Origin of the sequence: Paraburkholderia franconis, from assembly GCF_009362735.1 — a bacterium.
Lineage (GTDB): Bacteria > Pseudomonadota > Gammaproteobacteria > Burkholderiales > Burkholderiaceae > Paraburkholderia > Paraburkholderia franconis.
The window spans coordinates 1-25,654 of record NZ_WHNP01000020.1 but is presented as its reverse complement, the minus strand read 5'-3'; the positions used below and the strand labels follow the sequence as shown (position 1 = coordinate 25,654).

25 protein-coding genes are annotated in these 25,654 nt (G+C 63.5%); 17 read left to right on the top strand and 8 right to left on the bottom strand.

All coding sequences use genetic code 11. The annotated features are described in order from the left end of the window. Positions 1-4: 4 nt before the first annotated feature. From ctaD to GCT13_RS21600, 5 genes are all read left to right on the top strand, one after another. Complete coding sequence (gene ctaD, locus GCT13_RS21615) at positions 5-1,618, top strand: cytochrome c oxidase subunit I (protein ID WP_152761442.1); 1,614 nt, start codon at positions 5-7, stop codon at positions 1,616-1,618. A gap of 101 nt (positions 1,619-1,719) precedes the next feature. Further along, positions 1,720-1,854: a cytochrome oxidase small assembly protein gene (locus GCT13_RS49410; protein WP_227746937.1), complete on the top strand. Its 135-nt coding sequence runs from the start codon at positions 1,720-1,722 to the stop codon at positions 1,852-1,854. 51 nt (positions 1,855-1,905) lie between these two features. Beyond that, positions 1,906-2,517 (top strand): cytochrome c oxidase assembly protein, encoded by a 612-nt coding sequence (locus GCT13_RS21610; protein ID WP_152761440.1) that lies wholly within the window; start codon positions 1,906-1,908, stop codon positions 2,515-2,517. 37 nt (positions 2,518-2,554) lie between these two features. After that, entirely contained in the window at positions 2,555-2,764 is a 210-nt protein-coding gene (locus tag GCT13_RS21605; RefSeq protein WP_152761664.1) for a DUF2970 domain-containing protein, read from the top strand. A gap of 168 nt (positions 2,765-2,932) precedes the next feature. After that, entirely contained in the window at positions 2,933-3,790 is an 858-nt protein-coding gene (locus GCT13_RS21600) for a cytochrome c oxidase subunit 3 (RefSeq protein ID WP_090863278.1), read from the top strand. A gap of 350 nt (positions 3,791-4,140) precedes the next feature. Here GCT13_RS21600 and GCT13_RS21595 read toward each other — a convergent pair whose 3' ends face one another. Then, entirely contained in the window at positions 4,141-4,350 is a 210-nt protein-coding gene (locus tag GCT13_RS21595) for a twin transmembrane helix small protein (RefSeq protein ID WP_087734172.1), read from the bottom strand. Positions 4,351-4,437: 87 nt separating this feature from the next. Here GCT13_RS21595 and GCT13_RS21590 point away from each other — a divergent pair, with 87 nt between their 5' ends. From GCT13_RS21590 to GCT13_RS21560, 7 genes are all read left to right on the top strand, one after another. Then, the gene (locus tag GCT13_RS21590) at positions 4,438-5,199 is read left to right on the top strand and encodes an SURF1 family protein (RefSeq protein ID WP_152761438.1); all 762 of its coding nucleotides are present in this window, start codon (positions 4,438-4,440) and stop codon (positions 5,197-5,199) included. Positions 5,200-5,268: 69 nt separating this feature from the next. Beyond that, the gene (locus tag GCT13_RS21585) at positions 5,269-5,934 is read left to right on the top strand and encodes an SCO family protein (protein WP_321574521.1); all 666 of its coding nucleotides are present in this window, start codon (positions 5,269-5,271) and stop codon (positions 5,932-5,934) included. 51 nt (positions 5,935-5,985) lie between these two features. Then, on the top strand, positions 5,986-7,095 hold the full coding sequence (locus tag GCT13_RS21580) for a COX15/CtaA family protein (protein ID WP_152761435.1): 1,110 nt from the start codon (positions 5,986-5,988) through the stop codon (positions 7,093-7,095). Between the two features lie 5 nt (positions 7,096-7,100). Then, complete coding sequence (gene cyoE, locus GCT13_RS21575; RefSeq protein WP_152761433.1) at positions 7,101-8,006, top strand: heme o synthase; 906 nt, start codon at positions 7,101-7,103, stop codon at positions 8,004-8,006. A 4-nt stretch (positions 8,007-8,010) separates the two neighbouring features. Then, entirely contained in the window at positions 8,011-8,628 is a 618-nt protein-coding gene (locus GCT13_RS21570; RefSeq protein WP_152761431.1) for an SCO family protein, read from the top strand. A gap of 238 nt (positions 8,629-8,866) precedes the next feature. After that, a complete protein-coding gene (locus GCT13_RS21565) occupies positions 8,867-10,648 on the top strand; it encodes a methyl-accepting chemotaxis protein (protein ID WP_152761429.1) in 1,782 nt (593 codons plus the stop codon). Positions 10,649-10,942: 294 nt separating this feature from the next. Then, on the top strand, positions 10,943-11,755 hold the full coding sequence (locus GCT13_RS21560) for a MetQ/NlpA family ABC transporter substrate-binding protein (RefSeq protein WP_152761427.1): 813 nt from the start codon (positions 10,943-10,945) through the stop codon (positions 11,753-11,755). Between the two features lie 90 nt (positions 11,756-11,845). Here the strand turns inward: GCT13_RS21560 and GCT13_RS21555 are convergent, their stop codons facing one another. Further along, positions 11,846-12,769: a bifunctional helix-turn-helix transcriptional regulator/GNAT family N-acetyltransferase gene (locus GCT13_RS21555; RefSeq protein WP_321574520.1), complete on the bottom strand. Its 924-nt coding sequence runs from the start codon at positions 12,767-12,769 to the stop codon at positions 11,846-11,848. A 370-nt stretch (positions 12,770-13,139) separates the two neighbouring features. On the opposite strand from GCT13_RS21555, the gene GCT13_RS21550 reads away from it, so the two are divergent. The 5 genes from GCT13_RS21550 (at position 13,140) to nagE (ending at position 20,578) form a co-directional block, all read left to right on the top strand. Next, positions 13,140-13,874, top strand: coding sequence for a GntR family transcriptional regulator (locus tag GCT13_RS21550; RefSeq protein ID WP_152761425.1), 735 nt, complete (start codon positions 13,140-13,142; stop codon positions 13,872-13,874). Positions 13,875-13,988: 114 nt separating this feature from the next. Further along, positions 13,989-15,092 (top strand): N-acetylglucosamine-6-phosphate deacetylase, encoded by a 1,104-nt coding sequence (gene nagA, locus GCT13_RS21545; protein WP_152761423.1) that lies wholly within the window; start codon positions 13,989-13,991, stop codon positions 15,090-15,092. Continuing rightward, positions 15,085-16,092, top strand: a complete 1,008-nt coding sequence (locus GCT13_RS21540; protein WP_152761658.1) for an SIS domain-containing protein — start codon at positions 15,085-15,087, stop codon at positions 16,090-16,092. Before nagA ends, GCT13_RS21540 begins: the two co-directional genes overlap by 8 nt. Before the next feature lie 13 nt (positions 16,093-16,105). Continuing rightward, positions 16,106-18,700, top strand: coding sequence for a phosphoenolpyruvate--protein phosphotransferase (gene ptsP, locus GCT13_RS21535; RefSeq protein ID WP_152761421.1), 2,595 nt, complete (start codon positions 16,106-16,108; stop codon positions 18,698-18,700). A 108-nt stretch (positions 18,701-18,808) separates the two neighbouring features. After that, positions 18,809-20,578 carry an N-acetylglucosamine-specific PTS transporter subunit IIBC gene (gene nagE / locus GCT13_RS21530; protein ID WP_152761419.1) on the top strand — a complete coding sequence of 590 codons (1,770 nt, stop codon included), beginning with the start codon at positions 18,809-18,811 and terminating at the stop codon, positions 20,576-20,578. 88 nt (positions 20,579-20,666) lie between these two features. On the opposite strand, the gene cydX is transcribed toward nagE, so the two are convergent. The 6 genes from cydX to GCT13_RS21500 form a co-directional block, all read right to left on the bottom strand. Next, positions 20,667-20,780 (bottom strand): cytochrome bd-I oxidase subunit CydX, encoded by a 114-nt coding sequence (gene cydX / locus GCT13_RS21525; RefSeq protein ID WP_152761417.1) that lies wholly within the window; start codon positions 20,778-20,780, stop codon positions 20,667-20,669. A gap of 27 nt (positions 20,781-20,807) precedes the next feature. After that, a complete protein-coding gene (gene cydB, locus GCT13_RS21520) occupies positions 20,808-21,944 on the bottom strand; it encodes a cytochrome d ubiquinol oxidase subunit II (RefSeq protein ID WP_152761415.1) in 1,137 nt (378 codons plus the stop codon). Between the two features lie 37 nt (positions 21,945-21,981). Then, positions 21,982-23,571: a cytochrome ubiquinol oxidase subunit I gene (locus tag GCT13_RS21515; RefSeq protein ID WP_152761413.1), complete on the bottom strand. Its 1,590-nt coding sequence runs from the start codon at positions 23,569-23,571 to the stop codon at positions 21,982-21,984. Continuing rightward, positions 23,561-23,821: a cytochrome oxidase putative small subunit CydP gene (cydP, locus tag GCT13_RS21510; RefSeq protein ID WP_152761411.1), complete on the bottom strand. Its 261-nt coding sequence runs from the start codon at positions 23,819-23,821 to the stop codon at positions 23,561-23,563. The genes GCT13_RS21515 and cydP overlap by 11 nt, the downstream gene beginning before the upstream one ends. Positions 23,822-24,140: 319 nt before the next feature. Next, positions 24,141-25,076 carry an RNA polymerase sigma factor RpoH gene (gene rpoH / locus GCT13_RS21505; RefSeq protein WP_321574519.1) on the bottom strand — a complete coding sequence of 312 codons (936 nt, stop codon included), beginning with the start codon at positions 25,074-25,076 and terminating at the stop codon, positions 24,141-24,143. A gap of 289 nt (positions 25,077-25,365) precedes the next feature. After that, positions 25,366-25,654, bottom strand: a 289-nt coding sequence (locus GCT13_RS21500; protein WP_152761409.1) for a transposase, incomplete at its 5' end; no start/stop codon positions are given.

Genomic DNA, 25,654 nt, shown 5'->3' with positions numbered 1-25,654 from the left:
TGTCATGTCTAGCATCGGACACGATGTAACCGCGGGGCACGAGCACGTCCACGGCGATCACGCGCATGCGACGCCGCACGGCTGGCGTCGCTGGTTGTTCGCGACCAACCACAAGGACATCGGTACGCTGTATCTGATTTTCTCGTTCATCATGTTCCTGTCAGGGGGCGTGATGGCGCTGGCAATCCGCGCCGAACTGTTCGAGCCGGGCCTGCAGATCATGCGTCCCGAGTTCTTCAACCAGCTGACCACCATGCACGGCCTCATCATGGTGTTCGGCGCGATCATGCCGGCCTTCGTCGGCTTCGCGAACTGGATGGTTCCGCTGCAGATCGGCGCATCGGACATGGCCTTCGCGCGGATGAACAACTTCAGCTTCTGGCTGCTGCCTGTTGCTGCCGTGCTGCTGGTCGGTTCGTTCTTCACGCCGGGCGGCGCGACGGCCGCTGGCTGGACGCTGTACGCGCCGCTATCCACGCAGATGGGCCCGGGCATGGACTTCGCGATCTTCGCGGTCCACATCATGGGCGCGTCGTCGATCATGGGCGGCATCAACATCGTCGTCACGATCCTGAACATGCGCGCACCCGGCCTCACGCTGATGAAGATGCCGATGTTCGTATGGACGTGGCTGATCACCGCGTACCTGCTGATCGCCGTGATGCCGGTGCTCGCGGGCGCGATCACGATGGTGCTGTTCGACCGCCACTTCGGCACGTCGTTCTTCAACGCGGCAGGCGGCGGCGACCCGGTGATGTACCAGCACATCTTCTGGTTCTTCGGGCACCCCGAGGTGTACATCATGATCTTGCCGGCGTTCGGGATCGTGTCGCAGGTGATCCCGGCGTTCGCGCGCAAGCCGCTGTTCGGCTATAGCTCGATGGTGTACGCGACGGCTTCGATCGCGATCCTGTCGTTCATGGTCTGGGCGCACCACATGTTCGCGACGGGCATGCCTGTCACGGGCCAGCTGTTCTTCATGTACGCGACGATGCTGATCGCGGTGCCGACGGGCGTGAAGGTGTTCAACTGGGTCGCGACGATGTGGCGCGGTTCGCTGACGTTCGAAACGCCGATGCTGTTCGCGGTGGGCTTCCTGTTCGTGTTCACGTTCGGCGGCCTGACGGGGCTGATGCTCGCGATGGCGCCGCTCGACATCCAGTATCACGGCACGTATTTCGTGGTCGCGCACTTCCATTACGTGCTGGTGGCGGGGTCGCTGTTCGGGCTCTTTGCCGGCTGGTACTACTGGTCGCCGAAATGGACGGGCTGGATGTACAACGAAACGCGGGGCAAGATTCACTTCTGGTCGTCGCTGATCTTCTTCAACCTCGCGTTCCTGCCGATGCACTTCGTCGGTCTGGCCGGCATGCCGCGTCGCTACGCTGACTACCCGGCGCAGTTCGCCGACTGGAACCAGGTCATCACGATCGGCGCGTTCGGCTTCGGTCTTGCGCAGGTGTATTTCCTGTTCGCGGTCGCGCTGCCCGCTTACCGTGGCGGCGGCGAACTCGAAAAGGCATCGGACAAGCCGTGGGACGGCGCAACGGGCCTCGAATGGACCGTGCCGAGCCCGGCTCCGTTCCACACGTTTGAAAACCCGCCGACGGTCGAATAAGCGATCAGGCAGTCTTCGAAGCTCCGCTCCGGCAAACGCAGCGCCGGAGCGGAACGCTGAACCGAAACACTGCGCAGCAACGAAGGTTCGAGAAGTTCAGCATGACCCGGAATCCACAAAAAAGACGTACGCCCGAAGAAATTCGCGCTGGCAATCTGCGACTCGGTCAGATTCTGCTTGTTATCGTCGCCGTCTTTTTTCTGGGTGCCATCGTCAAGCAGGTCTGGTTTTCGTGACCTGTCGTGATGAGTTGATCACCCGTGCACGCGATCTGTTGAGGAAGTTCGATGTCGACGCAACCGCCCGCTGGGGCCGATCGTTCTTTTAACCGTTCGATGCTGTTCAAGCTCGTCGTCGTCGCGTTTCTGATGTTCGGCTTCGGGTTTGCGCTGATACCGATGTATCGCGCGATCTGCGAGGTCACGGGCATTAACAATCTCGTGCAGCGCGACGCAACGGCGCGCGAGGCGAAGAACACGCAGGTCGACATGAGCCGCACGATTTCGATCGAGTTCGACGCGAACGCGCGCGGCCCGCTCGGTTTCAAGCCGGAGCAGAACAGCATCGACGTGCATCCGGGCGAAGTGACGACGGTGATGTACGACGTGACGAACCAGCAGGGGCGCACGATTCAGGCTCAGGCCATTCCGAGCTACGCGCCGAAGCAGGCCACCGAGTACTTCAGGAAGATCGAGTGCTTTTGCTTTACGCAGCAGACCTTGAAGGCGAACGAATCGAAGCGGATGCCGGTGGTGTTCCTCGTCGATCCGAAATTGCCGAAGGACGTGAAGACGATCACGCTGTCGTACACGTTCTTCGAATTGAACACGCCGGCGGCGGCGCCGCGCGGCACGGAAGGTCAGGCGGCTGACAACGCGAAGGCGTCGAACCCCGCCTGACAGGTAACAGAAACGCTTGCCCAAAGAAGGCGAGGATATGAGCGATAGCGGTGGCGGCGGCAGGAAGAGCAGTTTCGGCCAGTCGATGAAAGCCGTGATGTGGTCGTTTTTCGGCGTGCGCAAGCGGCGCGACCTGGAAGCGGACGCAGCGCAGCTCAACCCGCTGCATGTGATCATCGCGGCGCTGATCGGCGCGGCGGTCTTTATCGGGGTGTTGATCCTGATCGTGCGCGCGGTGGTCGGCTAGGCGATGCGGTGGAGCAAGGGCGGTCGTATCGACGCCCGGACGGGCCGGAGAGGGGCGGCGCAGCGCAGCGCGCCGTCGGACGTTGCAGAGAGAGCCGGAGAGCGGCGCGGGCGGCTGCGGAGCCAACCGGACCAAGCGGAACAACTGGACTGAAGTGGAGAATCAAGAATGAGCGGTCAAAACGATAGCCCGTACTATTTCATACCGCATCCGTCGCGGCATCCGATCAGCGCGGCGGCTGGGCTGCTGATCCTGCTCGGATCGTTTGCGTCGTGGGTGAACGGCGAGCCGTGGGCGCCCATCACGGCGCTGATTGGTCTGCTGTGGCTGCTCTTCGTGTTGTATCACTGGTTCGGCGACGCCATCTCCGAATCGGAAGGCGGCATGTACGGCAAGCGCGTCGACACGTCGTTCCGATGGAGCATGAGCTGGTTCATCTTCTCCGAAGTCATGTTCTTCGGCGCGTTCTTCGGTGCGCTGTTCTATGCGCGCGCGATCGCGATGCATCAGCTCGGCAGCCTCGACTACAAGCTGATCTGGCCGGACTTCTCGGCAGTGTGGCCGAACATCGGCCCGGCTGATCTGGTGTCCCACTTCAAGTCGATGACGCCGTGGCCCGTGCCGACCATCAACACGGCGCTGCTGCTGTCGTCGGGCGCGACGCTGACGGTCTCGCACCACGCGCTGCGCGAGAACCATCGCACGAAGGCCATCGCATGGCTCGCCGCGACGGTCGTGCTGGGTGTCACGTTCCTGTTCATGCAGGGCTTCGAGTACTTCCACGCGTACAACGAACTGAACCTGACGCTCGCGTCGGGCGTGTACGGCTCGACGTTCTTTCTGCTGACGGGCTTCCATGGCTTCCACGTGTTCCTCGGCGGCACGATGCTGACTGTGGTGATGATCCGGTTGATCCGCGGCCACTTCACGGCGGACCATCATTTCGCGTTCGAAGGCGCGGCATGGTATTGGCACTTCGTCGACGTCGTATGGCTGGGTCTGTACGTCGTCGTGTACTGGCTGTAAGCGTTGCTTTGTGAGCTTCGGGGGCCTGCGCGCCGTGCGTCATATCGACGCAAGAAGACGCCGCAGCCTTCCGGTAGCTGACGCGGCTCGAGTGACGGGTGCGCGGCACTGAAAGCAGTCACGCAAGGGTCTCAGCAGCGCCGCCCTCGACTCCGTCGGGGCGGCGTTTTGTTTGCTAGAGTGGAAATTTCGCCGATCGCGAAAGGGTGGATTGCCGGATCGTCGCGAAAATAAGTGGCATACTTCGCCGTCAAATTGAGACGGCACGCGTTGGCAGCCGCAGCGCAAGCGTCATGAAGCGCATGTCGCGGCGTCTGCAGAAGCGCGTCGTGGACTGGCGGCAGGATGCGTCAGCGGCCGTATGGAATGCCAGTCGATTGAATCCAGCCCATCCAGTGCGCGAACAGGATGAACAGGAACAGAGAAATCGACAAACCGACACGCGTCGCCAGCGACCACACCATGCGCTTCGTCCTGCCGCGGTCGTGCATCATGAAGTACAGCGCAGACACCATGCTGGCGATGATCAGAGCGAAAGCGATGGGAACGAGAATGTGCATGGAAGCAACTGAAATTCAGGAAAGCGAAGGCAACGAACTCATTATCGCACCGCGAGCAATGGTTCGTCTGTTCGCCGAAATTGCCCGATGAAGATTCGTCTGATCCCCACGCTGCTGATTCTGATTGTCGTCGCCGTGACGGTGCGGCTCGGCTTTTGGCAGCGTGACCGCGCGCATCAGAAGGAAGCGCTGCAAGCGCAAGTCACGCAGTTCGAGAACGCGCCCGCGCAGACCGTCGGCGCCGCGCCGATTGCGTTGAAGGCGATCGAGTTCCATCGCGTGCGGGCCGTCGGACAGTTTATGCCGCAGCAAGTCGTCTACCTCGATAATCGCCCGTATAACGACCAACCGGGCTTTTACGTCGTGATGCCCTTTAAACTGCACGACGGCGGCTATGTGCTCGTCAATCGCGGCTGGTTGCCGCGCAACATGAACGAACGCACGACCATCGCGCCGTACGGCACGCCGAACGGCGAGGTCGAAATCGAAGGGATCGCGCGCGCCGACGCGACCCGCGCATTCGAACTCGGAGAGGGCGGCTCGGCCGCGCATCAGACGATTCGTCAGAACCTCGACGTCGCGTCGTATGCCGCGGAAACAGGCCTGACGCTGCAGCCTTTCGTGATCCAGCAGATCAGCGACGATGGCGACGGACTCGTGCGCGACTGGCCCGCGCCGACTTCGGGCGTCGATCGCAACTACGGCTATATGTTCCAGTGGTGGACCATGGCCGCAGCCGCCGTCGCGTTCGGCCTGTATGCGGCCCGACGTGCCGCGAAGCACGAAAAGCTCGCGCAGAACGCGAGTCCCGAGGGCAGCGCCAGCAACGAAAAGGCGCCGCACGCATGACGCTCGACGGCGCTTCGGGCGACATCCGAAGGCGCCGCCAACAGCACCATCATTGAAAGAGGATCAGTAGTGTCGACGCAGAACCCCCGCTCCCAGCAAGCAGGACAGAAGCCAACGCAGGGCGCGACGCGTCGCCAGCCGGCCGGCAAGGGCTCATGGCAGCGCGGTCGCTGGATGATGCTGCTGATCGCGTTCGTCTGCGCGGCGCCCGCGATCGGCGCCTACATTGCGTATTACGTCATCAAGCCGACGGGCGGCACGACGAGCTACGGCAAGCTGGTCGAGCCGCAGCGTCCGATTCCCGAATCGCTGGTCGTGACGGGCGAAGACGGCAAGCCGATGAAACTCGCGTCGCTGCGCGGCCACTGGCTGATGGTCTCCGTCGACAGCAGTGCGTGCGACAAGTCCTGCGTGACAAAGCTGTACTTCATGCGCCAGGTGCGCGCGACACAAGGGGCCGAGCGCGAGCGCATCGTCAACGTGTTTCTGCGCACCGACGCCGGAAAGGTGCCCGAGATCGTCGATAACGCGTACAAGGACACCGAGATGCTGATCGCCGATCCGAAGGACGTGACCGCGTGGCTGCCCGTCGACAACGACGGCACGAGGATCACCGACCACATCTACATGGTCGACCCGAACGGCAATCTGATGATGCGTTTCCCGAAAGACCCCGACCCGAGCAAGATCAAGGGTGACGTCACGAAACTGCTGAAGTATTCGAGTATCGGCTAGAGTGCGCCGGGCACGTTGAATCGCGCCGCGAGGCGGAAGAAGGAAAGATAGATGTTCGTATTGCAACTGGGACTGATCGGACTGTGCATTGCGCTGCTGCCGATGTCGTACGTGTGGGTGAACGCCGACGACAACAAGTTCCGCAAGCTGGTCTGGGTCACGACGTTCCTGACGCTCGATCTCGTGATGTTCGGTGGCTTCACGCGCCTGACCGATTCGGGCCTGGGGTGTCCCGACTGGCCGGGCTGTTACGGCACATCGTCGCCGTTCATCGCGCACGCTGCCATCAGCGCCGCGTTTCAGGCCATGCCGTCGGGCCCTGTCAGCATGACGAAGGCGTGGATCGAGATGATTCACCGCTACTTTGCGATGGCAATCGGCGTGCTGATCGTCGCACAGACGATCATCGCTTGGGTTGCACGTATAAGGCGCCGTCCGCTGCATGTGTCGCCGTGGTGGCCGACGTCGCTGCTGCTGCTGATCTGCGTGCAAGGCGCGTTCGGCGCGTGGACCGTGACGATGAAGCTGCAACCGGTGATCGTGACCACGCACCTGCTGCTCGGGCTCGCGCTGCTCGGCACGCTCGGCTGGTTCGCCGCGCGTCAGACACCTTTGCCCGCATACGAGCCGGAAACCGCGCGCTGGCGCACCGCGGCGCTGTTCGGCCTTGCACTGCTGATCGTGCAGATCGCGCTCGGCGGCTGGGTCAGCACGAACTACGCGGTGCTCGCCTGCACCGACTTCCCGACCTGCAACGGCCAGTGGATTCCGCCGATGGACTTCGGACACGGCTTCCATCTGTGGCGCGCGCTCGGCATGACAGGCGACGGCGACGTGATCACGCAGGACGCGCTCGTCGCGATTCACTGGACGCACCGCACGTTCGCGTTCGTCGTCGTCGCGTATCTGCTGTGGTTCGCGCTGAGAATGCGCCGTTTCGAGTCGCTGCGGCGTCCCGCGAACGGCGTGCTGCTCGTGATCGTGATCCAGTTCGTCACAGGCCTGTCGAACATCGTTTTGCAATGGCCGTTGCCCGTTGCCGTCGCCCATAACGGCGGGGCCGCAATCCTGCTGCTGCTGCTCGTTATGCTAAACTTTCGAATCGCTTATAGCCGTCCCGGCCGCGCCGTCTTTCCTGCGCGCGATGCCGCGCCAGCGTGATCTTCATGGACAGCACAACTCTCCCCCATTCGCCCGGTAGCCGGATTTCCCAATACATTGCGCTGACGAAGCCGCGTGTGACGCAGCTCGCCGTCTTCTGCGCGGTAATCGGCATGTTCCTGTCGACGCCCGGCATGGTCCCGTGGACGGTGCTGATCGGCGGGGCCGTCGGCATCTGGCTGCTGGCGGGCGCCGCATTCGCGATCAACTGTCTCGTCGAGCAGAAAGTCGACGCCAAGATGCGCCGCACCGCGTGGCGTCCGTCGGCGCGCGGCGAAATCACCACCACACAAATTCTGTTGTTCTCCGCGATCCTCGGCGGCCTCGGCATGTGGACGCTCTACACGTTCACCAATGCGCTCACGATGTGGCTGACCATCGCGACCTTCGTCGGCTACGCGATCATCTACACGCTGCTGCTGAAGCCCGCCACGCCGCAGAACATCGTGATCGGCGGCGCGTCAGGCGCGATGCCGCCGGCACTCGGCTGGGCGGCCGTGACGGGCCATGTGCCCGGTGACGCGTGGATTCTGGTGCTGATCATTTTCGTGTGGACGCCGCCGCATTTCTGGTCGCTTGCGCTGTATCGCCGCAAGGACTACGAGAACGCCGGTCTGCCGATGCTGCCGAACACCCACGGCGAAAAGTACACGCGTCTGCATATCTTCCTGTACACGGTCATTCTGTTTGCGGTCACACTCATGCCTTTTATCTCGGGCATGAGCGGAATCGTGTATCTCGCATCGGCGGTTCTGTTGGGCGCGGTGTTCCTCGCGTATGCGTGGAAGATTTATCGGGAATATTCCGACGCCCTCGCGCGTAAGACCTTCCGTTATTCGATCGTTTATCTGTCGCTGCTCTTTGCGGCGCTGTTGATCGACCACTATGCGCGTGCCTTGATCGGCGCGTAACACCATGCTCACCAAACGGTTCGCGCGCGCGGCGCGCGTTGCACTTGTCGCGTGTGCGCTCGGCGGCGCGGCGCTGATCTCGGGATGCGGGAAAGAACAGCCCGCGTTCACGAACGTCGACATCACGGGCAACAAGCAGTTCGGCGCCGATTTTTCGCTGCCCGACGCGAGCGGCAAGATGCGCTCGCTCGCCGACTATAAGGGCAAGGTCGTCGTGCTGTTCTTCGGTTATACGCACTGCCCGGACGTCTGCCCGACGACGATGGCTGAACTCTCACAGGCGCTTCAGCAGTTGGGCCCCGAAGACGCAAAGCGCGTGCAGGTGCTGTTCGTCACCGTCGATCCCGAGCGCGACACGCCTGAACTGATGGCGCAATACGTGCCCGCTTTCAATCCGACGTTCGTCGGCCTGCGTCCTGCCAATCAGCAGCAACTCGAGAAAGTGACGAAAGACTTCCGCGTGTATTACGCGAAAGTGCCGGGCAAGACGCCCGAGAGCTACACGATGGACCACACGGCCGCCAGCTACGTATTCGATACCGACGGCAAGCTGCGCCTCTTTGCGCGGGACGGCCAGGGTGCGTCGCCGTGGGTTCACGATCTCAAGCTGCTTCTGGGCTGAACGGCGGCGCGACAACTGCACTCCGCGTTTCGACGATGAAAGGCTGCACGGTGACGTGCGGCCTTTTTTCATTCTGCGCCGGCTCCGTTCGCTGACGCCGCTCGTTGTGTCCCTCACAAGTCATCTCAAGTCAGTGCGCCAGGCTGCCGTTATCCAAGATGGCAATCGTTTGCTTTGACGGCACACCCAAAGCCGGCGATCTGCCAAAGAAGTGACCACACCAAAAGAGACCAACACAATGAGCAGGATGAGTCTGAACCGCAAGCTGTGGCTGTCGCTTGCGCTCGTATGGCTGGGTTTGCTGGGCGTCGGCTTGTGGAGCGCGGTCGAAACGCGCGCGACGATGCTCGACGAGCGCAAGGCCGGCATGGTGAATCTCGTCGAAGCGGCGCAAGGCGTCGTCAACGGTTATTACGCGCTCGCGCAGGCCGGCAAGATGAGCGAGGCCGACGCGCAGCGCGACGCGCTCGCGCGGCTCGCGACGATGCGCTACGGCGAATCCGGCTATCTCTTCGTGATGGATTCGAAGCCCGTCGTGCTGATGCATCCGACATTGCCGCAGATGGTCGGCACGCAGGTCGGCGACTTCAAGGACCCGGACGGCAAGCTGCTGTACGTGACGATCGTCGATGCGGCGAAGGCGACGGGCAACGGCTTCGCCGCCTATCGCGGACGCCTGCCGCACAGCGAAGAGGCCGTGCCCAAGATCAGCTATGTTGTGCATTTCGCGCCGTGGGACTGGAACATCACAAGCGGCGTGTTCGTGCGCGACATCGACACCGCTTACTACGCGAACCTCGTCGAGCACTTCATCGTCGTGCTGGTGATCGGCGCGGTGATTTCGCTCGCGATGCTGCTGATCATCCGCAACGTGCGCGCCAGCCTCGGCGGCGAACCGCAGGATGCGGCGCGTCTCGCGTCACGTATCGCGACGGGCGACCTCACGCAGCTCGTGTCCGTGCGCACCGACGATTCGTCGAGCATGATGGCCGCGATGAACGAGATGCAAAGCCGCTTGCAGCGCGCGATCGGCGAGATCCGGCAGTCGGCGGAATCGATTGCAACGGCGACGCAGCAGATCGCGGCGGGCAACGGCGACCTGTCGCAGCGCACCGAGCAGCAGGCGGCCTCGCTGCAGGAAACGGCAGCGAGCATGGAAGAGTTGACGGCGACCGTCAAGCAAAACGCCGACAACGCGCGCCAGGCGAGCGGACTCGCGAACAACGCATCGGAGATCGCGACGAAGGGCAACGAGGTCGTGAATCGCGTGATCAGCACGATGACGGAGATCAACGACAGCTCGCGTCAGATTTCGGAGATCATCGGCGTGATCGAGGGGATCGCGTTCCAGACCAACATTCTCGCGCTGAACGCTGCCGTCGAAGCGGCGCGCGCGGGCGAGCAGGGGCGCGGCTTCGCAGTCGTCGCGGGCGAGGTGCGCAGCCTCGCGCAACGTTCGGCAACGGCCGCGAAGGAGATCAAGCAACTGATCGGCGCATCCGTAGAACGCGTCAACAACGGCTATACGCTCGTCGAGCAGGCAGGCACGACGATGGGTGACATCATGCAGGCCGTGCGCCGCGTGACCGACATAATGGGTGAAATCGCAGCGGCATCGGAAGAGCAGAGCAGCGGTATTTCGCAAGTGGGCCGCGCGGTCACGCAGATGGACGAAGTGACGCAGCAAAACGCCGCGCTCGTCGAGCAGGCTGCCGCCGCTGCCTCGTCGTTGCAGGATCAGGCGGCGCGCCTGCGACAGGCGATCGGCATGTTCCGGGTGAACGGCAGCGAAGCAGCCGTTGCATCGAAGACTGTTGCATCGGCGGCGAAGAGCTCTGCGACTACCGTCGCGAAGGCGCCGTACGCGCCTTCCACGCCGGCTGCTCCCATGACGAAAGCCGCGCCGGACGCCGCGCCGCGCGTCGCAACGAAGCCCGTTGCAAAGTCCGCTGCAAAGTCCGCCGAGCCGCCGCGTCCGGCAAAGGTCCAGTCTTCCGACGACGACTGGACGACATTCTGACCAGTTGCGCATCCGTCGATCGCAACCATCGTTGCCGACCTGCAGGCGGCAGTGGTTGCGATCGACGATCGCGCTGCTGTGATTCTTCGCGAACACGCCTTCGCGTGCTCTTGTCGCGTAGCGGAATTCTCCGCGCGCGGCCGGGCGCGCTTCATGCGCATACCCATATGCGATCCCTGTATTTCACATCGCTGCGCGCCTGTGAGACCATCCCACGCTCGGCGGACCCTGGGCAGCGCCCGTTTGCCCGCCGTCTGACACGAATCTGAAACAAGGCAGTCAAGAGAGAATCACATGCAGCGCAGAACACTCATCAAGGTTTTTTCCGCAGCGCTCGCTTCGGCGGCACTCGTCACCAGCTTCGGCGCGCGCGCCGACGACAAGGTCATCAAGGTCGGCACGATCAGCGGTCCCGACGCGCAAATCTGGTCGGTTGTGCAGAAGGTCGCAAAGCGCGAAGGCCTGAACGTCAAGGTCATCGAGTTCAACGACTACGTGCAGCCGAACGCCGCGCTCGACGCCGGCGATCTCGACGCGAACAGCTTCCAGCATCAGCCGTATCTCGACAGCCAGATCAAGCAGCGCGGCTACAAGATCGTCAACGCCGGCCTGACGTACATCTCGCCGCTCGGCATCTATTCGAAGAAGCTAAAGTCGGTGAAGGATCTGCCGCAGGGTGCGAAGGTCGCGGTGCCGAACGATCCGTCGAATGAAAACCGCGCGCTGCTGCTGTTGCAAACGCAAGGCGTGATCAAGCTGAAGGCGGGCGCGGGCACGAACGGCAGCAACGCGACGCCGCTCGATGTCGCCGACAATCCGAAGAAGGTGAAGCTCGTCGAACTCGATGCCGCGCAACTGCCTCGCTCGCTCGCCGACGTCGACGCCGCCGCCATCAATACGAACTTCGCGCTGGCCGCGGGCCTGCAGCCGACGAAGGACGCGATCGCGCTCGAAGACGTGCATAGCCCGTACGCGAATCTGATCGCCGTGCGCACGAAGGACAAGGATCAGCCGTGGGTGAAGAGGCTGGTCGCCGCTTACCAGTCGGAAGACGTGCGCCAGTTCATCAAGACCGAGTTCAAGGGATCGGTCGTGCCGTCGTTCTAAGCGGCGTCAGTCGACCTGTCGATGTGCAAAGCGCCACGGGAAACCGTGGCGCTTTTTTTGTGCTCCGGGAAAAGGCCAGCACGCGTGAGCTTACAGCGCGCGCTCCCATCGCTCGATCACGAGATCGCGCCCGAAGCGCCGCTCAGGCGTCGCCGAGGCGAGCGAGAAGCCTGTCTGAGTGAAGAGCCGGCGCGCATTGTCGAGCGTGCTTTCGCTTTCGATGCATAGCGCACGATAGCCGGCGCGCCTTGCAAAGCGCAAAGACTCGTCGATCAGCTGCGTGCCGATGCCGAGCCGCCGCACGTCCGGCTCGACATACAGCATGCGCACCTGTGCCTGTGCATCCGACGCAGCCACTACCAGCGCCGACCCGACGATCAGGCCGTCCTGTTCCGCGACCCAGCAGTTTTCGCGCTGTGCATCGTGGCGCTGCGCGAATTGCCCGATCTGCTGCGCGATCAGTGCCTCGAACGTGTGATCCCAGCCGTGGCTGGCCGCGAACAGCTGCGCCTGTCGCGAGATCAGCAAGCCGTAATCGCCCGTTCGCGGCGCGCGCAACGTGACGATGCTGCGTCGCGGCCGTTCGTCGAGCAGCCGCTCGATCAGCTTCATCGCGCCGACCAGCTGATCCTGCGATTGCGGCGCGATCCGGGCCAGCACGGCGGAGACTTCGTCGACGGCCGCGGCATCGAGCGGCCGCCAGGCGGCGAGGCCTTCGTCGGTGAATGAGACGAGCGACTGGCGCGCGTCGACTTCCGACGGGCGGCGCGTAATCAGGTTACGCCGCTCGAAGCTCGCGAGCAGACGGCTCAGATAGCCGCTGTCGATGCCGAGGTTGCGCGCGAGCGCGGCAGCCGTCTGATGCTGGCCGCGCGAAAGCTCATGCATGACGCGCACTTCCGTCAGCGAAAACGGGCTTTTCTGCAAATGCTCATGCAGCACGCCGATGTGCTGCGTGTAAAAGCGATTGAAATGGCGGACGGCTTCCGCCCGGACTGTAGCGGGATCGTTCACCGTGTCCGTTCCCCGTATTGGCCTGTCATTTGTTCACCAAGCTTGTGTGTCTGTCGATCGGGTGATAGCGCCCGAATTCCGAAGTTTGCACCAGATTGTTAATTAAGAGGTATGACATTTGCAGCTTAACGCACGCAAGTTGACAGACGATCGATGGAGACCAATCTGGCAACTGGTCTCAAATACGGGTATGCCCTAATGCCAGATCGGTGTCAGTGGAAATCCGCTTAATTCGCACAGTGCCTTTTGCGACAAGGCTTTAGCCGAGATAGACCAGCTAGATACCAGCTCGTTGACTGGTATTATTGTGGTTATATAATGGGCTCCGATTTCGTAGGTCACACCTTCCTCACGATCCCGACCGAGCCCTATGGAAACCCGTTGGTCCGCCCTGACACCCGACGTCCACAACGTCACCCCGATGTACCTGCAGCTCGCCCGCAACCTGGCGACGGCGATCCATTGCGGCGTATGGTCGGCGGGGGAAGCGCTGCCGTCGGAGCGCACGTTGTCCGACGCGATCGGCGTTTCGCGCATCACGGCGCGCAAGGCGATCGCGCTGCTGGTCGAGCAAGGGCTGATCCGCCGGGCGCGCGGCGCAGGGAGCTTCATCACGCCGCGCGTCGAGGATCCGCTGTCGCGCCTCACGGGCTTCACGAAGAAGATGGAGCAGCGAGGCTTCCGGCCGGACTCCGTTTGGCTCGAGCGCGACATCCGCACGGCGACTCGCGAAGAGATCGTGCATCTGGGCCTGTCGCCGGGCGCTTCCGTCGCGAGCCTGCGCCGTCTGCGGCGCGCCGACGGCATCGTGATGGCCGTCGAACATTCGTCGCTGCCCGTTTCGATCGTGCCCGATCCTCAGGGGATCGGCGGTTCGCTCTACAGCTATCTCGAACAACGCGGTGCGCCCGTCGTGCGCGCGCTGCAGCACTTTCGCGCCGTCAACGCGTCGAGCGAGATCGCGTCGCTGATGGATATCGATCCGGGCGGCGCGCTTTTGCTGATCACGCGCGTCGGCTATAGCGCCGACCAGCGCGCGATCGAACTCACGGATACCTATTGCCTGGACGACTACTACGACTTCGTCGCCGAACTGCGGCTGTGAGCTGCGCATGCAAAGGAAGCGGGCTTGATGCACGACGTACAAAACAGCAAGACGCACGAAACCCACGCGGCACGAATCAGTTACGCACTGGATAACGCAACATCAGAGAGACTCATGCTGACCGGAAACATACTCACCCCCGAAGGCTGGATCCACGGCACGATCGAATTCGAAAACGGCCGCATCACGGCTATCAAGGGCGACGCAGCCGATCCATCGACGAACGACGCGCCGTACATCCTGCCCGGCTTCATCGATCTGCACGTGCATGGCGGCGGCGGCGCCGACGTGATGGAAGCGGGCAACGCGATCGAGGCGATCACCCGCACACACGCGCGCTACGGCACGACGAGCCTGCTCGCGACGACGATGACCGCGCCGCGCGACGAGCTGATGAGCGTCGTGGCCGGCCTCGGCGATGTCGCGCGCAATCGCGTGCCAGGCGGCTCGCGCGTGCTCGGCGTGCATCTCGAAGGCCCGTACATCAATCCCGGCAAGCTCGGCGCGCAGCCCGACGCGGCCGTGTCGGCGGTGCTCGACGAAGTGCTGAAGTATCTGTCGATCGCGCCGATCCGCGTCGTGACGATCGCGCCGGAAATCTCCGGCCATATGGACATCATCTCGGAGATCGCCGCGCGCGGCGTGCGCGTGCAGCTCGGCCACTCGCTCGGCACCTATGACGACGCCGTCGCCGCGATGAAGCACGGCGCGCGCAGCTTCACGCACCTGTTCAACGCGATGTCGCCGCTGCATCACCGCAATCCGGGCATGGTCGGCGCGGCGCTGGCGCATGCGGAATACGCGGAAATCATCCCCGATCTGCTGCACGTCCATCCGGGCGCGATCCGCGCCGCGATGCGCGCGATTCCGCGTCTCTACGTGGTGACGGACAGCACGTCGGCGACGGGGATGCCCGACGGCGAGTACCGCCTCGGCAGCCAGCACGTCACGAAGTGTCTCGGCGGCGTGCGCCTTGCCGACGGCACGCTCGCAGGCAGCACGCTGACGATGGATCAGGCGCTGCGCAATCTCGTATCGCTCGGCCTGCCGATGGCCGACGTTTCAAACCGTATGTCGCGTTACGCCGCCGACTACCTCGGCCTCGAAGACCGCGGCCGTCTCACGCGTGGCGCGTGGGCCGATGTCGTCGTGTTCGACCGTGAGCTGGCGCTGACGGCAACTTACGTCGAAGGAGAATCGATTGTCGAATATGCTTAAGGAAGCGCTGGCGTCCGCCGACGTGGTCGCCGCGCAACTCAACGATACGTCGCGCGTCGAAGCGCTAGCTGCACGGCTCGCGCAAGAGCCGCGCCATGTCGCGCTGACGGTCGCGCGCGGCAGTTCGGATCACGCGGCGAGTTACTTCGCATCGCTGACGATGAGCCGCATCGGTCTGCCCGTTGCGTCGCTGCCGATGTCGGTCGCGACACTCCAGCAGGCGCCGCTGAAAGTGCACGGCCAGCTTGCGCTCGGTTTTTCGCAATCGGGCAAGAGCCCCGATCTGGTCGGCACGATGCAGGCGCTGCGCGAAGCGGGCGCGTTGACCGTGGCCGCCGTCAACGTGCCAGGCTCGCCGCTCGAAGCGGCATGCGAGTTCTATTTGCCGCTCGTCGCCGGTCCCGAGCTGAGCGTCGCGGCCACGAAGAGCTATATCGCGATGCTGTCCGTCTCCGCGCACCTCGTCGCGCACTGGCAAAAGGACGAAGCGCTGCTCGGCGCGCTGAAGTCGCTGCCCGATGCGCTCGCGCGCGCGGGCGCGCTCGACTGGTCGAAGGCTGTCGATGAACTGCGCGACGTCGAACGGATGATCGTGATCGGTCGCGGCCTCGGTCTCGCGATTGCGCAGGAAGCGGCGTTGAAGCTGAAGGAAACCTCGGGCATTCAGGCCGAGGCGTTTTCGAGCGCCGAAGTGCGTCACGGTCCGATGGAGCTGATCGACCGCGACTATCCGCTGCTTGTGTTCGCGCCGCGAGGACCGGAACAGGCGGGCCTGCTGCAGCTCGCGCGCGACATGCAGGCACGCGGCGCGCGCGTGCTGCTCGCCTCGCCAGGCGACATGCCCGAAGCCGCGTTGCCGCTCGTATCGACCGAGCATGCCGCACTCGATCCGATTGCCGCAATCCTTTCTTTCTACGTGATGGCTGCCGGCCTTGCCGCCGCTCGCGGACGCAATCCCGATGCGCCGCGCCATCTGATGAAAGTCACCGAAACTCACTGATCGAGAGATGCAGATGCGACGTGTCGAGGAGTCCGTTTTGAAGAGCCATTCCGAAGGCCAAATTGTTCTGCTAGCGCCGATGACGGGGCCCGTCGTCCCGCTCGCGAGCGTGCCCGATCCTGTGTTTTCAGGCGGCATGTTCGGCGATGGAATCGGCATTGATCCACTGGAAGGCAAGCTCGTCGCGCCATGCGACGGCGTCGTGATGCATCTGGCGCGCACGGGTCATGCCGTCACGATCACGACGGAAGAAGGCGCCGAAGTGCTGCTGCATATTGGCATCGACACCGTCGAGCTGAACGGCAAGGGCTTCGCGCCGATGGTCGAACAGGGCGCGAAGGTGCGCAAGGGCGACGTGCTGATCGAGTTCGACCAGGATACGGTCGCGCGCAATGCGCCGAGCCTCGTGTCGGTGGTTGCGATCGCCAATTCCGATGCGTTCGAAATCGTCGAGCGCGCCGAAAGCGGCACGCTGAAAGCAGGCGAATCGCAACTGCTCGTGCTGCGTGCGCGAGACGGCCATGCCGTCGCTGCGTCGCGCGAGGCGTCGAGCGTCACCGAAGAAGCGCGGCAATCGATCGTGCTGACGCATGCGGGCGGTCTGCATGCGCGTCCGGCGGCGCGTGCGCGCGAAGCGGCGCGCGGTCTCGATGCACGCGTCGAAGTGCGCTTCGAGGGCAAGAAGGCGGCGATTGAAAGCGTGGTCGGTTTGCTGGGGCTGGGCGCGGGGCAGGGCGCAACGGTCGAGATCGTCGGCATCGGCGCGCAGGCTGCGGCGGCGGTCGTTGCCGTCGTGCGCGAACTGACGCGCGAGGCGCACGGCGAAGCGGAAGAAAAGCCGGCGCGCGAGATCTCGCCCGTGCCCGTCGCGGTCGCGCCCGCGACGGCAGCGGGCGGCGTGCAGCTCGCGCCGAACACGCTCGCGGGCGTGTGCGCGGCGCCCGGCATCGCCGTGGGCAAGCTGGTGCGCTGGGACGATGCCGACATCGATCCGCCGGAGACGACGGGCAACACGCCCGCCGCCGAAAGCCGCCAACTCGACAAGGCGCTCGCTTCCGTCGATGCCGAACTGAACACGACCGTGCGTGACGCTTCGCAACGCGGCGCGCACGGCGAAGCGGGCATATTCGCGGTGCATCGCGTGCTGCTCGAAGACCCGACGCTGATCGACGCGGCGCGCGATCTGATCAGTCTCGGCAAGAGCGCGGGCTTCGCGTGGCGCGAGACCATTCGCGCACAGATCGACGTGCTGTCGAAAGTCGACGATGCGCTGCTCGCCGAGCGTGCCGCCGACTTGCGCGACATCGAAAAGCGCGTGCTGCGTGCGCTCGGGTACTCGAACGCGGCCGCGCGCTCGCTGCCCGACGAGGCCGTGCTGAGCGCGGACGAATTCACGCCGTCGGACCTGTCGTCGCTGGATCGCACGCGCGTCACGGCGCTCGTGATGGCGCGCGGCGGCGCGACGTCGCACGCGGCGATCATCGCGCGTCAGGCGGGCATTCCCGCGATCGTCGCGCTGGGCGACGCGCTGCATTCGATCGCCGACGGCACGCAGGTCGTGGTCGACGCGACAGCGGGCCGTTTCGAGTACGCGCCGAGCTCGCTCGATATCGAACGCGCGCGCACCGAACGCCAGCGTCTTGCAGGCGTGCGCGAAGCGAATCGTCGCACGTCGCAGCAAGCGGCGGCGACGAGCGACGGCCGCGCGATCGAAGTGGCCGCCAACATCGCGACGCTCGACGACGCAACGGCCGCTGTCGAAAACGGCGCGGATGCCGTCGGCCTGCTGCGTACGGAACTGCTGTTCATCCATCGCCAGGCCGCGCCGACCGTCGACGAGCATCGTCAGAGCTATCAGTCGATCGTCAACGCGCTGCAAGGCCGCACGGCCATCATCCGCACGCTCGACGTCGGCGCGGACAAAGAGGTCGATTATCTGACGCTGCCGCCCGAACCGAACCCGGCGCTCGGCCTGCGCGGCATCCGTCTCGCGCAGGTGCGCCCCGATCTGCTCGAAGACCAGCTGCGCGGCCTGCTGGCCGTTCAGCCGGCGGGCAAGGTGCGCATCATGTTTCCGATGGTGACGGACGTGGGTGAACTTGTGCGTCTGCGCAAGCGGATCGACGAACTCGCTGCCGAAACAGGCCGCACCGACAAGATCGAAGTCGGCGTGATGATCGAAGTGCCGTCGGCTGCGCTGCTGTCCGATCAGTTGTCGAAGCACGCGGATTTCCTGTCGATCGGCACGAACGACCTCACCCAATACACGCTCGCGATGGACCGCTGCCAGGCCGATCTCGCCGCTCAGTCGGACGGTCTGCACCCCGCTGTGCTGCGCCTCATTTCGGTAGCGGTGCAGGGCGCGGAAAAGCATGGCAAGTGGGTCGGCGTGTGCGGCGCGCTCGCCGGCGATCCGCTCGCGGTGCCGCTGCTCGTCGGGCTCGGCGTGACTGAGCTGTCGGTCGATCCCGTGTCCGTACCGGGCATCAAGGCGCGTGTGCGCAAACTCGATTATCAGCTGTGCCGTCAGCGCGCTCAGGACACCTTGGCGCTCGAATCGGCACAGGCGGTAAGAGCCCTGAGCCGCGAACTCTGGCCGCAAGACTGATCGCGACATTTGCGCAATCCGTCTTGGGACAGAGCCCGTCGGCTCGACATTTCAACCTGCATATAAAGCAACGACTCTATTACACGAGACAAAGGAGTGGAGGTATCAATGGATGGGAATCCGTTTCTGAAGATTCAGCGCCTTGGCCGCGCACTGATGCTGCCGATCGCGGTACTGCCCGTGGCCGGCCTGCTGCTGCGCCTCGGTCAGCCCGATGTGTTCAACATCAAGATGATCGCCGACGCCGGCGGCGCGATCTTCGACAACCTGCCGCTCCTGTTCGCGATCGGCGTCGCTGTCGGCTTCGCGAAGGACAATAACGGTGTTGCGGCGCTGGCGGGCGCGATCGGCTATCTGATCGAAGTCGCCGTGATGAAGGACATCAACGACAAGCTCAACATGGGCGTGCTGTCGGGGATCATCGCCGGCATCGTCGCGGGGATGCTGTACAACCGGTATAAGGACATCAAGCTGCCCGACTACCTCGCGTTCTTCGGTGGCAAGCGCTTCGTGCCGATCGTCACCGGGGTCGCGTGTCTGGTGCTAGGCATAGTCTTCGGATACGCGTGGGCGCCCGTGCAGGGTGCAATCGACACCGCCGGCCACTGGCTGACGACGGCAGGCGCGATCGGCGCGTTCGTGTTCGGTCTGCTGAACCGTCTGTTGCTCGTCACGGGCTTGCATCACATCCTGAACTCGCTCGCATGGTTCGTGTTCGGCACCTTCACGCCACCGGGCGGCGCGGCTGTGACGGGCGACCTGCACCGCTTCTTCGCGGGCGATCCGACGGCGGGCACGTTCATGACGGGTTTCTTCCCGATCATGATGTTCGGTCTGCCGGCCGCGTGTCTCGCGATGCTCCATGAAGCGCCAAAGGAGCGCCGCGCGGTGGTCGGCGGCCTGCTGTTCTCGATGGCGCTGACGTCGTTCCTGACGGGCGTGACGGAGCCGATCGAATTCAGCTTCATGTTCCTCGCTCCCGTGCTCTATGCGATCCACGCGGTGCTGACGGGCCTGTCGCTTGCGATCTGCTCGGCGCTCGGCATCAAGCTCGGCTTCACGTTCTCGGCGGGCGCGATCGACTACGTGCTGAACTACGGCCTGTCGACGAAGGGCTGGGAAGCGATTCTCATCGGCTTCGCCTATGCCGTCGTCTACTACGGTCTGTTCCGCTTCTTCATCCGCAAGTTCAACATGGCGACGCCGGGCCGCGAGTCGGAAACGGCTGACGCCGCCACGGAATCGTACGCGCCGGCCGGTTATGTGGCGCCCGTCCAAGGCGCGGCGGCGAAGTCGTCGACGCGCGCGCAGCGCTATATCGCTGCGTTGGGCGGCGCGGCGAATCTGTCGGTGGTTGATGCTTGCACGACGCGTCTGCGTTTGTCGGTTGTCGATTCGGACAAGGTGTCGGAGAACGAACTGAAGTCGATCGGCGCGCGCGGCGTATTGAAGCGCGGCGCGGGCGCGGTGCAGGTCATCATCGGGCCGGAAGCGGACATCATCGCCGATGAAATCCGCGCAACGATCGCGAACGGCGATACGACGGCGGCGGTCATTTCGGCGGCTTCGTCGGCGGCTTCGATGGGCAACACGGCTACGGCTGCCGATGCTTCCTATGCGGCGGGCAACGGTCCGCTCGATCCGGACCCGCTGCGCTGGCTCGCTGTGCTCGGTGGCGCGACGAATATTGCCTCGCTCGAAGCGGTGGCGGCGACGCGCCTGCGCATCGTCGTGCGCGATCCGTCGGCTGTCGATCGCCAGCGGCTCGATACGCTGAACGTCGCGTGGGTATCGACGGATACGTTCCATATCGTCGTCGGCGATTCGGCACAGCGTTACGCGCAGCAACTGTCGACGCGTCTGACGGCAACGGCTTGAAGCGCCTGGCCGTCTGAGCGTCTTGCGATAAAAAATCGGCGCCCCTCGGGGCGCCGATTCGCGTTTACGGCACGCGGCTCTCGTCGAATCAACTCTCGTTCGCGTCGCCATCGACGACATGGTTCGCTTCGAGCCACATCACGTTGATGATGCCGAACGCGAGCGCGAGGCCAATCCCGAGAATCCAGCTGAAGTACCACATGGTCGGCTCCTCCTGGCGAGTCGTGCGTCAGTACATCGAATGAGAGTTCTGCTCGATCGCTTCGGCTGTCACTTTGCCGCGCAGCACGCGATACACCCAGCTCGTGTAGATGAGCACGACGGGCAGAAACACGATGACGGCGATGAGCATGATCTGCAGCGTCATCTGGCTCGACGTCGAATCCCAGACGGTGAGGCTGCTGCGGCCATCGAGCGACGACGGCATGATGAACGGAAACATCGAGAAGCCCGCCGTCAGGATCACGCCGATCACCATTAGCGACGTCGACAGAAACGCCGTGCGCTCGAAGCGAGAGCTTGCGAGCACCAGCGCGAGCACGCCGCCGATGATGCCGGCCAAAGGCGCTGCGGTCATCCACGGATACAGCGAGTAGTTCGTGAGCCACAGCCCTGGCGCGCCGATCACGTTTTTCAGCAACGGATTTGCGACGGTATCGAACGGGGCCGGCTCGCTGATCTGATAGCCGCCGATCAGCGTCGCGACCAGCACGCCCGCGATCAGAAACAGCGAGACGGCGACAAGCGACGCGATGCGCAACGCGACGGACGCGCGCCGCGCGACGATGCCATCCGCTTTCATCTTCACGAACGCCGCGCCGTGTGCCGCGAGCATCGACACGCTCAACAGTCCGCACAGCAGCGCGAACGGGTTGAGCAGCGCGAAGAAGCTGCCGTGATAGGCGACGCGCAGTTCCTGATCGAAGGCGAACGGCACGCCTTGCAGCAGATTGCCGAACGCGACGCCGAACACCAGCGCGGGCACGAAACCTCCGGCGAACAGCGCCCAGTCCCACGCGCTGCGCCAGCGCGGATCGTCGCGTTTGCCCCGGTAGTCGAAGCCGACGGGGCGGAAGAACAGCGCGAACAGCACGAGCAGCATCGCGAAGTAGAAGCCCGAGAACGACGCAGCATAGACGAGCGGCCACGCGGCGAACATCGCGCCGCCAGCCGTGATGAGCCAGACCTGGTTGCCTTCCCACGTCGCGCCGACGGTATTCACGACGATGCGCCGCTCTGCGTCCGTCTTGCCGATGAACGGCAGCAGCATGCCGGCGCCCATGTCGAAGCCGTCGGTGAGCGCGAAGCCGATCAGCAGCACGCCGATGAGCGCCCACCAGATCAGTTTGAGAGTTGCGTAATCCATAGCGTGATATCCCTTGATGCAAGCGTGCCGATGCCGCTCATGCGGCCGTGTTTGCGCCGACTGTCGCCGTCGCGGTCCGCTCGTGGTGATAGCGCCCCGTGTGCAACGACGACGGACCGAGCCGCGCGTACTTGAACATCAGCGTGATCTCGATGATGAAGAGCGCGGTGTAGAACACGACGAAACCGGCGAGGCTCAGATACAGGTCGCTCGCCGTCAGACTCGATGCGGAGAGCGACGTCGGCAGAATGCCCGCGATGGTCCACGGCTGGCGTCCCAGTTCGGCGACGACCCAGCCGAATTCCGCCGCCAGCCACGGCAGCGGAATCGCCCACACGGCCCAGCGCAGGAACCAGCGGCGGTTGTCGCGCAGCAGCGTGCGCTGCGCGCAGAAGAAGAACGCGAGCACGAATGTCGCGAGGAACAGCAGGCCGAGACCGACCATCAGCCGGAACGACCAGAACACGGGCAGAACGGGCGGGACCGCTTTCTTCGCGGCCTGCCTGATCTGATCGGCGGAGGCGTCGGTGACGTTCCGCGTGAACTGCTTGAGCATCAGGCCATAGCCGAGGTCCTGCCTGTGCGCGTCGAACGACGCGCGCGTTTCGTCGCTCGTGTCGCCCTGCTTGATCTTTTGCAGCGCGCCGTACGCGATCATGCCGTTCCTGATGTGCGCTTCGTTGCGCGCCATCAGTTCCTTGAGCCCGACGACGGGTTCATCGAGCGAACGTGTCGCGATGATGCCGAGCGCGTAGGGCACACGCAGCGCGTAGTCGGTGCGCTCTTCCTGCTGATTCGGGATGCCGAAAATCGTGAACGGCGCGGGCGGCGGTGCCGTTTCCCATTCCGATTCGATCGCGGCGAGTTTCATCTGCTGGACTTCGCCTGTCGTGTAGCCCGATTCGTCGCCGAGCACGATCACACACAGTGTCGACGCGAGGCCGAAGCCCGCTGCGATCGCGAACGAGCGCAGCGCGAACTCGGTGTCGCGGCGCTTGAGCAGATACCACGACGACAAGCCCAGCACGAACATCGACGCCGTCACGTAACCCGCCGATACCGTGTGCACGAACTTCACCTGCGCGACCGGGTTGAAGATCACGGCGAAGAGGTTCGACAGTTCCATGCGCATCGTCTCGTAGTTGAACTCAGCGCCGACGGGATTGTTCATCCAGCCGTTCGCGATGAGAATCCACAGCGCGGACAGATTCGAGCCGAGCGCGACGAGAAACGTGACCATCAGATGCTGGACGCGGGACAGCCGGTTCCAGCCGAAGAAGAACAGGCCGACGAAGGTCGATTCGAGAAAGAACGCCATCAGCCCTTCGACGGCGAGCGGTACGCCGAAGATGTCGCCGACGTAGTGCGAGTAGTACGACCAGTTGGTGCCGAACTGGAATTCGAGCGTGAGCCCCGTCGTGACGCCCATCGCGAAGTTGATGCCGAACAGCTTGCCCCAGAACTGCGTCATGTCCTTGTAGATGGGCTTGCCCGTCATCACGTAGACGCTCTCCATGATGACGAGCAGCCACGACAATCCGAGCGTCAACGGTACGAAGAGAAAGTGATACAGGGCCGTGACGGCGAACTGCAGACGCGAAAGGTCGACGACATCGCTAGCGGGCATGGTTGTCACCTTGGGACGGAGGCGAGACGGGCACGGAAAGCAGTGCCTGAGCGACCTGTGCGGGCGGCAGCGACATGTGCTGCGCCTGCGGATGATCGAAGAACGCGAACTTGAGCGCGAGCAGAAGTGCGAATTTGACGGCGAGGACGATAGCGATGTCGCGTGCGAAGGTCGGGCCGCGGGCCCACGCGACGATGCGGCTGCTGAGCGCGCGGCGTGAAGGATTCCTATGATTGAGCGTTATGGCCATGATCGATTGGTAACGACATCGCGCCGGATGTTCCGGCAGGACCCAGTGCCCAAGACAGCCGCACTGGCGCATGCATAACGATTGTAGGAATAGTCTGTCGGCTGGTGGCGCGTCATCGCGTCGCGAGCCGCCGGGCGGTGATTCACCACTAATAGGCCACGTTCCGCATCAGGTCAAGGCGAGCGCTCGCGGGTGACTCGCAGTGACGCAGCTTTCGAAGAACCAAGAAAAAGCCCTGCCTTCTTTCGAAAGGCAGGGCTCGGTGCAGGTTCGATGCGGCTTTCGGCCACCCGATGCTTCTCTGACTGTTTCTCCGACGTTACGCGTACTCGGCTAGCGCGGCGCGCATCTTCTTCATCGCGCTTGCTTCGATCTGACGGATGCGCTCAGCCGACACGCCGAATTCATCGGCGAGCTCGTGCAGCGTCGAGCCGCCCGACCCGTCGTCTTCCACCTGCAGCCAGCGCGCTTCGATGATGCGGCGGCTGCGCGGATCGAGCGACTCCAGCGCGCTCGCGATACCGTCGCTTTGCAGACGGTCGCGCTGGCGCGCAGCCAGCACGGCCGTCGGCTCGCTGTGCGAATCGGCCAGGTAGGCGATCGGGGCGAATGCTTCTTCGCCGTCCTCGACCTGTCCCTCGAGCGCGATATCGCCACCCGACAGACGTGTTTCCATCTCGGCCACTTCCTCGCGCTTCACGTTCAGCTCTTTCGCGAGACCGTCGATCTCGTCCGGCGTGAACGACTGCAACCCTTGCTTGTGGCTGCGCAGGTTGAAGAACAGCTTGCGTTGCGCCTTGGTCGTCGCCACTTTCACCGTGCGCCAGTTGCGCAGGATGTACTCGTGGATCTCAGCCTTGATCCAGTGCATCGCATACGACACGAGGCGCACGTTCTGCTCCGGGTCGAAGCGCTTCACGGCCTTCATCAGGCCGATGTTGCCTTCCTGGATCAGGTCGGAGTGCGGCAGACCATACCCGAGGTAGTTGCGCGCGATCGACACGACCAGCCGCAAATGCGACAGAACGAGCCGGCGCGCGGCGTCGAGATTGTTGTCCTCGCGGTATTCGGTGGCGAACTGGCGCTCTTCTGCCGGCGTCAGCATCGGAATCCGGTTCACGGCCTGGATGTAGGCGTCGATATTGCCCAGGTGGCCGGGCAGAAGAGAAGCATGCGAGAGCGTCAGTGCACCTGCCGAACCGGCCTTGGCCGACGACGGGCTCAGAGTACTCGGAAGGGTCAATGTGTTGCTCACGTAGCAAACTCCTTTATTCAGACAAAGATCCGGCAAAGCCAGACCACGATGGATGTTAGCACTCTCGTATGCGGAGTGCTAATACTTAGAGCCCATAGGGGCATCTGAGTTCCCAGTTATCTATCAAAACTCACATCTCAATAGTATTGTACCTCGTCTGCTAGTTCTCTACCGAACGCGTAGCATCCATCGCCTGAAGCAGGAAATCGCAATCATCAGTAAGATTTTTTCAGAAACGGAACCAATTATTTGCGGCTTTTTGGTTGTTTTTAAAGGGTCCGATAAGTGTTCACGAGAAATTGATTTGAAATTTGGTGCCATAGCCGGATAGAAGCGCGGCGAGTTCGGCGTCGATGGTTTCCTTTGTCCAGGTGACGAAACGCCGCCAGTGGTATTTCATGTGCTTCCACACGATCTCAATCAAATTGAGTTCGGGACTGTACGGCGGTAGATAGAACAGGAGCGCCTTGTGTTCGAGAAACCAGCGGTCCAGCGTGTGCTGATCGATGCTGTGGTGAACGCTCGCGTTGTCGAGCACAATCACGGTGGGACGACCATCGCCCTGCTGGATCAGCGAG

Bases quoted from the DNA above. Each gene is read 5' to 3' on its own strand.
- cydB (WP_152761415.1), bottom strand. From the start codon at position 21,944: ATGGATTACGCAACTCTCAAACTGATCTGGTGGGCGCTCATCGGCGTG.
- GCT13_RS21565 (WP_152761429.1), top strand. From the start codon at position 8,867: ATGAGCAGGATGAGTCTGAACCGCAAGCTGTGGCTGTCGCTTGCGCTC.
- ctaD (WP_152761442.1), top strand. From the start codon at position 5: ATGTCTAGCATCGGACACGATGTAACCGCGGGGCACGAGCACGTCCAC.
- GCT13_RS21580 (WP_152761435.1), top strand. From the start codon at position 5,986: ATGTTCGTATTGCAACTGGGACTGATCGGACTGTGCATTGCGCTGCTG.
- GCT13_RS21610 (WP_152761440.1), top strand. From the start codon at position 1,906: ATGTCGACGCAACCGCCCGCTGGGGCCGATCGTTCTTTTAACCGTTCG.
- cydP (WP_152761411.1), bottom strand. From the start codon at position 23,821: ATGGCCATAACGCTCAATCATAGGAATCCTTCACGCCGCGCGCTCAGC.
- cydX (WP_152761417.1), bottom strand. From the start codon at position 20,780: ATGTGGTACTTCAGCTGGATTCTCGGGATTGGCCTCGCGCTCGCGTTC.
- GCT13_RS49410 (WP_227746937.1), top strand. From the start codon at position 1,720: ATGACCCGGAATCCACAAAAAAGACGTACGCCCGAAGAAATTCGCGCT.
- GCT13_RS21540 (WP_152761658.1), top strand. From the start codon at position 15,085: ATGCTTAAGGAAGCGCTGGCGTCCGCCGACGTGGTCGCCGCGCAACTC.
- GCT13_RS21515 (WP_152761413.1), bottom strand. From the start codon at position 23,571: ATGCCCGCTAGCGATGTCGTCGACCTTTCGCGTCTGCAGTTCGCCGTC.
- cyoE (WP_152761433.1), top strand. From the start codon at position 7,101: ATGGACAGCACAACTCTCCCCCATTCGCCCGGTAGCCGGATTTCCCAA.
- nagE (WP_152761419.1), top strand. From the start codon at position 18,809: ATGGATGGGAATCCGTTTCTGAAGATTCAGCGCCTTGGCCGCGCACTG.
- GCT13_RS21560 (WP_152761427.1), top strand. From the start codon at position 10,943: ATGCAGCGCAGAACACTCATCAAGGTTTTTTCCGCAGCGCTCGCTTCG.
- GCT13_RS21570 (WP_152761431.1), top strand. From the start codon at position 8,011: ATGCTCACCAAACGGTTCGCGCGCGCGGCGCGCGTTGCACTTGTCGCG.
- nagA (WP_152761423.1), top strand. From the start codon at position 13,989: ATGCTGACCGGAAACATACTCACCCCCGAAGGCTGGATCCACGGCACG.
- GCT13_RS21590 (WP_152761438.1), top strand. From the start codon at position 4,438: ATGAAGATTCGTCTGATCCCCACGCTGCTGATTCTGATTGTCGTCGCC.
- GCT13_RS21595 (WP_087734172.1), bottom strand. From the start codon at position 4,350: ATGCACATTCTCGTTCCCATCGCTTTCGCTCTGATCATCGCCAGCATG.
- GCT13_RS21550 (WP_152761425.1), top strand. From the start codon at position 13,140: ATGGAAACCCGTTGGTCCGCCCTGACACCCGACGTCCACAACGTCACC.
- GCT13_RS21605 (WP_152761664.1), top strand. From the start codon at position 2,555: ATGAGCGATAGCGGTGGCGGCGGCAGGAAGAGCAGTTTCGGCCAGTCG.
- ptsP (WP_152761421.1), top strand. From the start codon at position 16,106: ATGCGACGTGTCGAGGAGTCCGTTTTGAAGAGCCATTCCGAAGGCCAA.
- GCT13_RS21600 (WP_090863278.1), top strand. From the start codon at position 2,933: ATGAGCGGTCAAAACGATAGCCCGTACTATTTCATACCGCATCCGTCG.